The 10,877-nt window shown below is 70.3% G+C and carries 12 protein-coding genes; 11 read left to right on the forward strand and 1 reads right to left on the reverse strand.

Features of this window, described 5'->3' with window-relative positions:
* From hisB to ACFE6Z_RS06900, 4 genes are all read left to right on the forward strand, one after another.
* The gene (gene hisB / locus ACFE6Z_RS06885; RefSeq protein WP_375384964.1) at positions 1-630 is read left to right on the forward strand and encodes an imidazoleglycerol-phosphate dehydratase HisB; all 630 of its coding nucleotides are present in this window, start codon (positions 1-3) and stop codon (positions 628-630) included.
* On the forward strand, positions 627-1,322 hold the full coding sequence (gene hisH / locus ACFE6Z_RS06890) for an imidazole glycerol phosphate synthase subunit HisH (RefSeq protein WP_375384965.1): 696 nt from the start codon (positions 627-629) through the stop codon (positions 1,320-1,322). Before hisB ends, hisH begins: the two co-directional genes overlap by 4 nt.
* A 78-nt stretch (positions 1,323-1,400) precedes the next feature.
* Positions 1,401-2,147, forward strand: coding sequence for a bifunctional 1-(5-phosphoribosyl)-5-((5-phosphoribosylamino)methylideneamino)imidazole-4-carboxamide isomerase/phosphoribosylanthranilate isomerase PriA (gene priA, locus ACFE6Z_RS06895; protein ID WP_375384966.1), 747 nt, complete (start codon positions 1,401-1,403; stop codon positions 2,145-2,147).
* Positions 2,131-2,961, forward strand: coding sequence for an SseB family protein (locus tag ACFE6Z_RS06900; RefSeq protein WP_375384967.1), 831 nt, complete (start codon positions 2,131-2,133; stop codon positions 2,959-2,961). Before priA ends, ACFE6Z_RS06900 begins: the two co-directional genes overlap by 17 nt.
* A gap of 46 nt (positions 2,962-3,007) precedes the next feature.
* Here ACFE6Z_RS06900 and ACFE6Z_RS06905 read toward each other — a convergent pair whose 3' ends face one another.
* Positions 3,008-3,382 carry a DUF1844 domain-containing protein gene (locus ACFE6Z_RS06905; RefSeq protein ID WP_375385009.1) on the reverse strand — a complete coding sequence of 125 codons (375 nt, stop codon included), beginning with the start codon at positions 3,380-3,382 and terminating at the stop codon, positions 3,008-3,010.
* 264 nt (positions 3,383-3,646) lie between these two features.
* On the opposite strand from ACFE6Z_RS06905, the gene infC reads away from it, so the two are divergent.
* The 7 genes from infC (at position 3,647) to ACFE6Z_RS06940 (ending at position 10,799) form a co-directional block, all read left to right on the forward strand.
* Positions 3,647-4,312 carry a translation initiation factor IF-3 gene (gene infC, locus ACFE6Z_RS06910; protein WP_375385010.1) on the forward strand — a complete coding sequence of 222 codons (666 nt, stop codon included), beginning with the start codon at positions 3,647-3,649 and terminating at the stop codon, positions 4,310-4,312.
* Between the two features lie 75 nt (positions 4,313-4,387).
* A complete protein-coding gene (gene rpmI, locus ACFE6Z_RS06915; RefSeq protein WP_091491544.1) occupies positions 4,388-4,582 on the forward strand; it encodes a 50S ribosomal protein L35 in 195 nt (64 codons plus the stop codon).
* A gap of 33 nt (positions 4,583-4,615) precedes the next feature.
* Positions 4,616-4,999, forward strand: a complete 384-nt coding sequence (gene rplT / locus ACFE6Z_RS06920) for a 50S ribosomal protein L20 (protein ID WP_150447776.1) — start codon at positions 4,616-4,618, stop codon at positions 4,997-4,999.
* A gap of 85 nt (positions 5,000-5,084) precedes the next feature.
* Entirely contained in the window at positions 5,085-5,885 is an 801-nt protein-coding gene (locus ACFE6Z_RS06925) for a TrmH family RNA methyltransferase (protein WP_375384968.1), read from the forward strand.
* A gap of 70 nt (positions 5,886-5,955) precedes the next feature.
* Positions 5,956-7,011 (forward strand): phenylalanine--tRNA ligase subunit alpha, encoded by a 1,056-nt coding sequence (gene pheS / locus ACFE6Z_RS06930; RefSeq protein WP_375384969.1) that lies wholly within the window; start codon positions 5,956-5,958, stop codon positions 7,009-7,011.
* Entirely contained in the window at positions 7,011-9,521 is a 2,511-nt protein-coding gene (gene pheT, locus ACFE6Z_RS06935) for a phenylalanine--tRNA ligase subunit beta (RefSeq protein WP_375384970.1), read from the forward strand. The genes pheS and pheT overlap by 1 nt, the downstream gene beginning before the upstream one ends.
* 303 nt (positions 9,522-9,824) lie before the next feature.
* Positions 9,825-10,799 (forward strand): NAD-dependent epimerase/dehydratase family protein, encoded by a 975-nt coding sequence (locus ACFE6Z_RS06940; RefSeq protein ID WP_375384971.1) that lies wholly within the window; start codon positions 9,825-9,827, stop codon positions 10,797-10,799.
* Positions 10,800-10,877 lie beyond the last annotated feature (78 nt).

Consider the following 10,877-nt stretch of genomic DNA (forward strand, 5'->3'; position numbering starts at 1 on the left):
ATGACCGCCTCGACCGAGCACCGGACGGCCCCGCACCGTACGGCGCAGCTGCGCCGATCGACGAGCGAGTCCACGGTGGAGCTCTCGCTCGACCTCGACGGCACCGGATCGAGCCACATCGACACGACCGTGCCGTTCTTCGACCACATGTTGACGGCGTTCGCGAAGCACTCGCTGACCGATCTCACCGTCCGAGCCTCCGGCGACACCGACATCGACGCCCACCACACCGTCGAGGATGTCGCGATCGTGCTCGGCCAGGCCATCCGCGAAGCCCTGGGCGACAAGTCCGGCATCTCGCGCTACGGCGACGCCCTGGTTCCCCTCGACGAAGCGCTCGCCCAGGCGGTCGTCGACATCAGCGGTCGCCCGTACCTCGTGCACGAGGGCGAGCCCGTCGGCTACGAGCACCACCTGATCGGCGGCCATTTCACGGGCTCTCTGGTGCGGCACAGCTTCGAGGCGATCGCGTTCAACAGCGGCATGACGGTGCACGTACGGGTCCTCTCCGGCCGCGACCCGCACCACATCGCCGAGGCGGAGTACAAGGCGTTCGCGCGCGCGTTCCGCCAGGCCAAGGCGCTCGACCCGCTCGTTTCCGGCATCCCGAGCACGAAGGGTGCCCTGTGAGCCCAGCCGCGGGGCCGGCCGCGACGACAGCGGCGACGGATGCTGTCGCCCGGCCCCTGGTCGCCGTGCTCGACTACGGCTCGGGAAACGTGCACTCCGCGGTCAAGGCGCTCGCCGCTGCGGGCGCGGACGCTCGCCTCACGGCCGACCGTGGCCTGGTCGCCGATGCCGATGGTCTGCTGGTGCCCGGCGTGGGCGCCTTCCGTGCGGTGATGGAGGCGCTGCGCACCAGTCGATCCGACGAGCTGATCGAGCGTCGCCTCGCCGGTGGTCGCCCCGTACTGGGCATCTGCGTGGGCATGCAGGTGCTGTTCGGTCTCGGCGTCGAGCGGGGCGTCGACACCGACGGCATGGGGCAGTGGCCCGGGGTGGTGTCCGAGCTAGATGCGCCGGTTCTGCCGCACATGGGGTGGAACACCGTCCGGGCCGGTCAAGGCTCGCGGCTGTTCCGCGGCATCGAAGACGAGCGCTTCTACTTCGTGCACTCGTACGCGGCGCAGCAGTGGCACCTCGAGGTGCAGCCGCCGTTCCCGCAGCCTGTGCTCACGTGGTGCGACTACGGCGGGCCCTTCCTCGCGGCGGTCGAGAACGGCCCCCTGTCGGCGACGCAGTTCCACCCCGAGAAGTCGGGGGATGCCGGCATCCGACTGCTGTCCAATTGGATCGACGGGCTCGCCGCGGGTACGCTCTGAAACCGTGCTTTGACCTCGTGCCGTGCGCGCGTGAGTGCCTCCGCGCCAGTATGCATGTCACCTGACCCGTGGGGATCCATGAACGATTTCACGTCCACGCCCGAACTGATCCTCCTCCCGGCGGTCGACGTCGCCGGAGGCAGAGCCGTGCGACTCACGCAGGGCGAGGCCGGCTCCGAGACGAACTACGGCGACCCCGTCGATGCGGCGCTGGAGTGGGCGCGTCAGGGCGCGCAGTGGATCCATCTCGTCGATCTCGACGCGGCCTTCGGCCGGGGGAGCAACGCCGGCGTGCTGCGGAAGGTGATCAAGCAGGTCCGCGGCGTGCAGGTCGAGCTGTCCGGCGGCATCCGCGACGACGAGACCCTCGAGGCGGCGCTGGAGAGCGGTGCCTCTCGGATCAACCTCGGCACGGCGGCGCTGGAGAACCCCGAATGGGCGGCCGATGTCATCGGGCGATACGGCGAGGTGATCGCCGTGGGGCTCGACGTGCGCGGCACGACTCTCGCCGCCCGGGGCTGGACGCGGGAGGGCGGCGACCTCTGGCAGGTGCTCGAGCGCCTCGAGGCGTCCAACTGCGCCCGCTACGTCGTGACCGACGTGACCAAGGACGGCACCCTCAAAGGACCGAACCTCGAACTGCTGCGCGAGGTCACCTCGCGCACCCCGAAGCCGGTCGTCGCCTCAGGGGGCATCTCGAACCTCGATGACATCGCGGCCCTGCGCGACCTCGTGCCGCTGGGTGTGGAGGGGGCGATCGTCGGCAAAGCGCTGTATGCCGGCGCGTTCACCCTCGCCGAGGCGCTCGATGTCGCCGGACACTGATCCGAGCGACACACCTCACACGGCCGGCGACCACGGCGCCGGCGACAGCCATGACCACGCGAGTCACTCCGCGGACTCTGCGGGCCTCCCCTGGGAGGGCCGCCGGTTCGAGCCGAACGCGCATGCGGCCGACGACGGCTCCGGCGATCCCGCCCTTCTGAGCGCTCTCGAGATGTTCCAGCGCGGCGAGGGCGGCGCGGCCGCTGTCGTGGACGCCTACCGCGCCGCGCGTCTGCTGATCCCGCTCGTCGCCGAGAAGGGCGATGAGGGCGTCGGCGCGCACGGGCTGAAGGTCGACAAGACGCAGGAGCTGTCGATCGTGACGGTGGCCGCGCCCGACGGGCGCACCGTCCTGCCGGTGTTCACCTCGGTGGCGACGCTGGCGCGATGGGATGCTGCGGCTCGGCCCGTCCCGGCCGACGGCGTCCGCACGGCGCTCGCCGCCTCCGCGGACGACACCGACCTGATCGTGGTGGACCCCGGCTCCGACACCGAGTTCGTGATCCGTCGTCCCGCGGTGTGGGCGATCGCGCAGGGGATCCCCTGGGAGCCCGCGCACACGTCGCCCGAGGTGTTCCTGGGTCTGCAGCACAGCGTCTCCGGTGAGCTCGCCGTGCTCGACCTGGCGGTGGAATCGGGTGACCCGCTGTCGCGCCTGCGCGGACCCGAGCTCGTCGTCCGGCTCGAGCTGATCCACGGTCTGGATCAGGACGAACTCGACGCGGTGCTGTCGCGCCTCGCGAAGCGCTGGGCGTCGGATGACCGCATCGCGGTGCTGGTCGACTCGCTGACGGTCAAGCTCATCCGCGCCTGAGGCACCGAGCGCCGGTGCGGGTCGACGGCACCAGGCAGCTGGCTGGTTAGTTGACCGGACCCGTCCACTTCTCGCCCGGGCCCTTGCCGATCGGGTCGGGAATGGCGGATGCTTCGCGGAACGCGAGCTGCAGCGACCGCAGTCCATCGCGCAGCGACCGGGCATGCATGTCGCTGATCTCGGGTGCACCGGCCGTGATGAGTCCGGCGAGGGCGTTGATGAGCTTGCGCGCCTCGTCGAGGTCGAGCTGGGTGTCCGGATCGTCGGCGAGGCCGAGCTTCACGGCGGCGGCGCTCATCAGGTGGACCGCGGCTGTCGTGATGACCTCGACCGCCGGCACGTCGGCGATGTCGCGGCTCGCAGCGGCGGCGGCGCGTTCCTGCGCCTCCCAGCGGGCCTGCCGATCGGTCTCGGCCGCCAGTCGTCCGGCGGCAAGGTCATCGTCGCTGTCCCGAATCGTGTCCACGTCGCTCTCTCTGCTAGACTATGGCGGGCTCTGGAGCGTTCCGCTTCAGATCGAAAGTGGATCACATCCCACCCGCGCTTGCCGTTCCAGGCTACCGGGTCACCGCACTCCGTTCCCGCGTCTCGTATTCGGGAGCAGTCTGGGTGCAGCAAGCCGGCGTTCGCGTCGTGCCGGGTGGAGTGTTGTTCCCCTTCCGCCCACGACGCACCGCGTGTCGTGGTGGCCGCCACCCGCACGAAGGAGTTCCGCATCAGCGATCCCCGCACCAATGACCGCATCCGCGTCCCCGAGGTACGCCTCGTCGGACCCGCAGGTGAACAGGTCGGCGTCGTCCGCATCGAGGTAGCACTGCGCCTTGCGCAGGAAGCCGACCTCGATCTCGTCGAGGTGGCTCCGAACTCGAAGCCGCCGGTGGTCAAGATCATGGACTACGGGAAGTTCAAGTACGAAGCTGCCCAGAAGGCCAAGGAAGCACGCCGCAACCAGGCGAACACGATCCTCAAAGAGGTCCGTTTCCGTCTGAAGATCGAGGCGCACGACTACACGACCAAGCTCAAGCGCGCCGAAGGCTTCCTGCAGTCGGGCGACAAGGTCAAGGCGATGATCCTGTTCCGTGGTCGCGAGCAGTCGCGTCCCGAGCAGGGTGTGCGACTGCTCCGCAAGTTCGCGGAGGACGTGGCGGAGTTCGGCACCGTCGAGTCCAACCCCACGATCGACGGTCGCAACATGGTCATGGTGATCGCCCCGCACAAGAACAAGTCCGAGGTGAAGACCGAGCAGAACGCCCAGCGCGCTGCGAACAAGGAGGCGAGCCGCCAGGCCGCCCACTCCGGTCCGACCGCCGACGCTCCCACCGCCCAGCCCGCCACGGCAGACGCCGAGTAGGCCCACCCACACACTCCCCGCACTGCGGGAAGCACATCCACGCCCCGCAGGGCGCACATCGCAAAGGAACAAGAGATGCCGAAGCAGAAGACCCACTCGGGTGCCAAGAAGCGCTTCAAGATCACCGGCAGCGGCAAGCTCATGAAGCAGCAGGCCGGCATGCGCCACAACCTGGAGGGCAAGGCGAGCAAGCGCACGCGTCGCCTCAACCAGGACCAGGTGCTGTCCAAGGCTGACACCAAGCAGGCCAAGAAGCTTCTCGGCCGCTGAGCGCGCGCCGAATCACGTTAGGAAACATGGGAAATGGCTAGAGTCAAGCGGGCGGTAAACGCCCACAAGAAGCGTCGTGTCATCCTCGAGCGCGCCTCGGGTTACCGCGGTCAGCGTTCGCGTCTGTACCGCAAGGCGAAGGAGCAGGTCACCCACTCCCTCGTCTACGCGTACCGCGACCGTCGTAAGCGCAAGGGCGACTTCCGCCGTCTGTGGATCCAGCGCATCAACGCTGCGAGCCGCCAGAACGGTCTTACCTACAACCGCTTCATCCAGGGCCTCGGCCTCGCGGGTGTGCAGGTCGACCGCCGGATGCTCGCCGAGCTGGCCGTGCACGAGCCGGCGACGTTCGCCTCGCTCGTCGCGACCGCCAAGGCGGCTCTGCCCGCCGACGTGAACGCAGCCAAGACCGCGTAGCACCGGCATCCTTCGAAAAGGGCGTCCACCTGAGGGTGGTCGCCCTTTTCTCACTCCTCTTCACCCCCGCCACTACACTGAGACCGTGCTCGAGAACCCGCGTTCGCCGCGCGTGCGCGCCGTCGCGAAGCTCACCAAGCGCAGTGCGCGCGAAGAGACCGGGCTCTTCCTCCTGGAGGGCCCGCAGGCTGCACGCGAGGTCCTCACGCACCGCGCAGACACTCTCGTCGAACTGTTCGCCACGCCTGCCGGTCTCGAGCGTCATCCCGACATCCGCGAGCTCGCGCGGGCGGCCGACATCGGGGTGGTCTTCACCACCGATGCCGTGCTCGATGCGATGGCCGACACCGTCACCCCGCAGGGAATCGTCGCGGTCGCACGGCAGAGCCCGACCTCGGTCCGAGATGTCTTCGCGGACCGGCCGCGGCTCGTCGCCATCTGCGAGGAGGTGCGCGATCCTGGCAACCTCGGCACGATCATCCGGGCTGCGGATGCTGCGGGCGCCGACGCCGTGGTCCTCACCGGGCGTTCGGTCGATCCCTACAATCCCAAGGTGGTGCGCGCCACGACCGGATCGCTCTTCCACCTGCCGGTCGCGATCGGCGCGGAGCTCGCGACGGTCATCGAACTCGCTCGAGCAGCGAGCCTCCGGGTGATCGCGGCCGACGTCGGCGGCACCGACTTCCTCTCGGCGCGGACTCTGCTCGCCGAGCCGACAGCCTGGCTGTTCGGCAATGAGGCCCGAGGCCTCGACGAGGCGTCCCTCGCGCTCGCCGACCTCGCGCTGCGCCTGCCGATCTACGGCAGCGCCGAGTCGCTCAACCTCGCGACCGCGGCGAGCGTGTGCCTCTACGAGAGCGCGTTCGCCCAGCGCGCAGCCGGCTGACGCTGCCCGACGTACGTGAGCGCCCCTCGCGCGGTGGGCGCAGCATCCCGCGTCGGTAGACTCGTCTCTCGTGTCTGACAGTCCCGAAAGAACGCCCCCGGTGATCGATGCGGCAGCGGTGGATGCTGCGGTGCAGACCGCCCTCGCTGCGATCGAGGCTGCGAATGACTCCGGTGCCCTCAGGGCGGCGCGCGCCGCCCATGCGGGGGAGGGTTCCGCGCTCGCGGTGCTCAACGCGTCGCTGCGATCGGTCGCCCCCGAGCACAAGGCCGAGTTCGGCAAGCTCGTCGGCCAGGCCCGTGGGCGGGTCGGTCAGGCGCTCGCCGCCCGCGAGGCGCAGATCGTCGAGGCCGAGACCGCCGCGAAGCTCGACGCCGAGCGCGTGGACGTCACGGCACTGGCCTCTCGCGCACGCGCCGGGGCGCGGCATCCGCTTACTCTCCTCCAGGAGCAGATCGGCGACATCTTCGTCGGCATGGGGTGGGAAGTGGCTGAAGGTCCCGAACTCGAGCACGAGTGGTTCAACTTCGACGCCCTGAACTTCGACGTCGACCACCCGGCCCGCCAGATGCAGGACACGTTCTTCGTCGATCCGGTCGATCGGCACCTCGTGATGCGCACGCACACCTCTCCGGTGCAGGTGCGGTCGATGCTCGAGCGCGAGATCCCGATCTATGTCATCTGCCCCGGGCGGGTGTACCGCACCGACGAGTTCGATGCGACGCACCTGCCGGTGTTCTCCCAGGTCGAAGGCCTCGTGATCGACAAGGGCATCACGATGGCGAACCTCAAGGGCACGCTCGATCACTTCGCCCGCGTGCTGTTCGGCCCCGAGGCCGAGACGCGCTTCCGCGCCAATTTCTTCCCGTTCACCGAGCCGTCCGCCGAACTCGACCTCTGGCACCCGACCTTCAAGGGCGGCGCGCGCTGGATCGAGTGGGGAGGCTGCGGCATGATCAACCCGAACGTGCTCCGGGCCGCCGGCATCGACCCCGAGGTGTACTCCGGGTTCGCGTTCGGCATGGGCATCGAGCGCACGCTCATGTTCCGCAGCGACGTGCAGGACATGCGCGACATGGCCGAGGGCGACGTCCGCTTCAGCGAGCAGTTCGGGATGGTGGTCTGATGCGCGTCCCGCTGTCGTGGTTGCGTGAGTACGTCGATGTGCCGACGGATGCTGCTCCCGAAGACGTGCTCGCCGATCTGGTGCGCGTCGGGTTCGAAGAGGAGGACGTCCACCGCTTCGACCTGCGGGGCCCGATCGTGGTGGGCGAGGTGCTCTCGTTCGAGCCCGAGCCGCAGTCCAACGGCAAGACGATCCGCTGGTGCCAGGTGGATGTCGGCGAGGGCGTCCCGCGGGGCATCGTCTGCGGCGCGGGCAACTTCTTCCCCGGCGACAAGGTCGTGGTGACGCTGCCCGGCGCCGTGCTGCCCGGCCCGTTCCCGATCGCCGCGCGCAAGACCTACGGACATGTCTCGGACGGCATGATCGCCTCCGCGAAGGAGCTCGGGCTCGGCGACGAGCACAACGGGATCCTGCGCCTGGCCGAACTGGGCATCGACGCGCCCGTCGGCATCGACGCGATCGCGCTCCTCGGCCTGGACGACGTCGCCGTCGACATCAACGTGACGCCCGACCGCGGCTACGCGCTGTCGATCCGCGGGGTCGCCCGCGAGTACTCGCACGCCACCGGGGCGGCGTTCCGCGACCCCGCGGCGCATGCGTCGGGCGACGTCGGCCTCACCGACAGCACGGCTTTCGCCGTCGCGGTCGACGACGACGCCCCCATCCGCGGCCGCGTCGGCGCGTCCGAGTTCGTCGCACGCATCGTCCGCGGTGTCGATCCGACGAGGCCCACGCCGGCGTGGATGGTCGCGCGGCTCACCCTCGCCGGCATCCGATCGCTCGGCATCCTGATCGACATCACGAACTACGTGATGATCGAGCTCGGCCAGCCCATCCACGGGTACGACCTCGACAAACTCGAGGGCGGCATCACGGTGCGTCGCGCCGCCGCGGGCGAGACGATCGAGACCCTCGACGGCAAGGTGCGCACGCTCGACCCGGAAGACCTCCTGATCACCGACGACTCCGGGCCCATCGGCCTGGCCGGCGTCATGGGCGGCGGCACGACCGAGATGACGGATGCCACGCGCAACGTCCTCATCGAGGCGGCGACCTTCGACACCGTGTCGATCGCACGCACGGCTCGTCGACACAAGCTGCCGTCCGAGGCATCCCGTCGTTTCGAACGCGGTGTCGACCCGGCTATTCCGTTCGTGGCCGCGGCACGCGTAGCCGAACTCATGGTCGCCCATGCGGGCGGCACCGATACCGCGTCGGGCGGTGCGCTCGGGCACTCCTTCGCGGCACCGCAGATCGACCTGCCGGAGGGCTTCGTCCCTTCACTGATCGGGGTGCAGTACACGGCCGCCGAGATCGTCGGCGCGCTCGAGATGGTCGGCTGCGACGTGCGCGATTCTCCCGAGGCGGACCGCTGGGCGGTCACTCCTCCGTCGTGGCGCCCCGACTTGACCGACAAGTGGACCCTCGCAGAAGAGGTCGCCCGTATCGGCGGATACGACCGCATCCCCTCGATCCTTCCCACGCCGCCGTCGGGTCGCGGTCTGACCTCCGCCCAGCACGCGCGTCGGCGAGTGGCGAATGCGCTCGCCGCAGCCGGCTTCGTCGAGACTCCCTCGTTCCCGTTCACGACCGAAGCGCAGAACGATCTGCACGGGTCGGTGGCGGGCGGTCGGACCCCGAGCGTCAAGCTCGCGAACCCGCTCGACGGGCAGGCGCCGTTCCTCCGCCGCTCGCTCATTCCCGGTCTGCTCGAGGTCGCCCACCGCAACCTCTCGCGCGGCTTCACCGACCTCGCCCTCTTCGAGACCGGCGTCGTCTTCGTGCCGGCGGCCGGAGTCGTCTACGGCACCGACCTCGTCCCCCCGCTGGCGGTGCGACCGGATGCGGCGACCCTCGCCGCGCTCGACGCATCGATCCCGCCGCAGGAGCGCCACGTCGCGGTGCTCCTCACCGGCAACCTCGCTCCGAAGCAGCCGGGCCGCGCGGCCGAGCCGGTCGAACTGGGTGACGCGCTGGACGCCGTCCGCACGGTCGCGCGCGCAGCGGGCGTGACGGTCGAGATCGCCCAGGCGCAGCGCGCCGCGCTCCACCCGGGGCGTGCGGGAGTGCTCAGCGTGGCGGGTCGCGAGGTCGGCTACCTCGGCGAGCTCCTGCCCGCCGTCGCCGATGCCGCCGAGCTGCCGGGCCGCGTGATCGTCGCCGAACTCGACCTCGACCTGGTGATCTCGCTGGCGGCCGCCAAGCCCGTCGCCGCGTCGCTGTCGGCATACCCCGCCGCGACGCAGGATCTCTCCCTCGTCGTCGGCGCCGATGTCACGGCGGCCGACGTGCGATCGGCGATCGCGGAGGGTGCGGGTGACCTGCTGGAGTCGCTCCGGCTGGTCGATGACTACCGCGGCTCGGGAGTACCCGACGGCACGAAGAGCCTGACGTTCGCGCTGCGCTTCCGGGCCCCTGACCGCACGCTCACGGCGGCCGAGGCATCCGCCGCCAAGCTCGCCGGCGTCGCGGTCGCCGAAGAGCGATTCGGCGCCAAGCTGCGCGAATAGGCCGGCCGGTCGGGTCTTGCGTGGGCGTGCGGGGTCGGCGCATGTCAGCCAGCTTGCGGACATGAGCGCGGATGTCCGCCAGCTGGCGGGCATGAGTGCGGATGCTGGGTGGCCGGGGCGGTCACGTGTCCGGAGGTTGGTCGGTGTCGGGCCGCATGTCTGCCAGCTGGCGGACACGGCCAGCCGCCGCACGACAGCCGCCCGCACCACGCCCGCCCGCACCACGACCCTGCATGACGCCGAGGCGGTTCGCCGAGAGAGGAACCTGGTGCCGGCGCGAAGCGGATCTGGTGGGATGAGCGTATGACGGACGTTCTCATCCTCGGTGGTACCGGCTGGCTGAGCGGGCGCATCGCGCTCAGGTGGCTGGATGCCGGAGCAGCCGTCACTTGTCTTGCGCGCGGTGCGCGACCCGCACCCGGCGGGGCCCGGCTCGTGGTCGCCGACCGCTCCGCACCCGGTGCGTATGACGCCGTCCGCGACCGGGAGTGGGACGAGGTCGTCGAGATCTCGTCGATCCCCGAGCACGTCGCGGAGGCGGTCGCCGCGATCGGCCCGCGCGCCCTCCACTGGACCTATGTGTCGTCGCTCTCGGTCTACGCGGCCGACGACGAGTCGGGCGCCGACGAGAGCGCGGCCCTGAGTGCGCCCGCCGTGCCCGGCGACGAGTACGACTACAGCCGCGCGAAGGCGGCGGCCGAGGCATCCGTCTCGTCTCTAGGCGACCGGGTGGCGATCGTGCGACCCGGGCTGATCGTCGGCCCCGGCGATCCCACCGATCGCTTCGGCTACTGGGTCGGGCGTTTCGCGCTCGCGGCGGATCGGCCGGTGCTGATTCCGGATGCCGCGACCCGCGCCGCGCAGGTGATCGACGTCGACGATCTCGCAGATTTCATCGCCCAGCGCGGCGCCGAGCGGTGGCACGGCGTCGCGAACGCGATCGGCGACACAATGCCGCTCCGCGAGATGCTCGCACTCGCGCGTGACGAGGCCGGCCACACCGGACCACTCGTCGAGGCCGACGACGAGTGGATCGCCGCGCACGAGGTGGCGTATTGGGCGGGGCCCCGGTCGCTGCCGCTGTGGCTGCCCGCCGACATGACCGGGTTCGCGACGAGGTCGAACGCGGCCTACCGCGCGGCCGGCGGCCGGTTCCGCGACATCCGCGAGACGCTGCGCCGCACCCTTGTGGATGAGCGCCTCCGGGGTCTTGACCGCGACCGTACCGCGGGGCTGACGCGCGCCGAGGAGCTCCTCCTGATCGACGAACTCGGCTGATCCCGCGGCGCCGACGCTTCGCGCCCCCAACAACAGTCCGATTTGCGGATGCCCCGCCCGGCGCACTATCGTCAGCCC

Source organism: uncultured Microbacterium sp., assembly GCF_964244775.1.
Lineage (GTDB): Bacteria > Actinomycetota > Actinomycetes > Actinomycetales > Microbacteriaceae > Microbacterium.

What these genes read in the sequence shown, in the direction of transcription:
- hisB (WP_375384964.1), top strand. Translation starts at nt 1, where the DNA reads ATGACCGCCTCGACCGAGCACCGGACGGCCCCGCACCGTACGGCGCAG.
- priA (WP_375384966.1), top strand. Translation starts at nt 1,401, where the DNA reads ATGAACGATTTCACGTCCACGCCCGAACTGATCCTCCTCCCGGCGGTC.
- ACFE6Z_RS06900 (WP_375384967.1), top strand. Translation starts at nt 2,131, where the DNA reads ATGTCGCCGGACACTGATCCGAGCGACACACCTCACACGGCCGGCGAC.
- rpmI (WP_091491544.1), top strand. Translation starts at nt 4,388, where the DNA reads ATGCCGAAGCAGAAGACCCACTCGGGTGCCAAGAAGCGCTTCAAGATC.
- rplT (WP_150447776.1), top strand. Translation starts at nt 4,616, where the DNA reads ATGGCTAGAGTCAAGCGGGCGGTAAACGCCCACAAGAAGCGTCGTGTC.
- pheT (WP_375384970.1), top strand. Translation starts at nt 7,011, where the DNA reads ATGCGCGTCCCGCTGTCGTGGTTGCGTGAGTACGTCGATGTGCCGACG.
- ACFE6Z_RS06940 (WP_375384971.1), top strand. Translation starts at nt 9,825, where the DNA reads ATGACGGACGTTCTCATCCTCGGTGGTACCGGCTGGCTGAGCGGGCGC.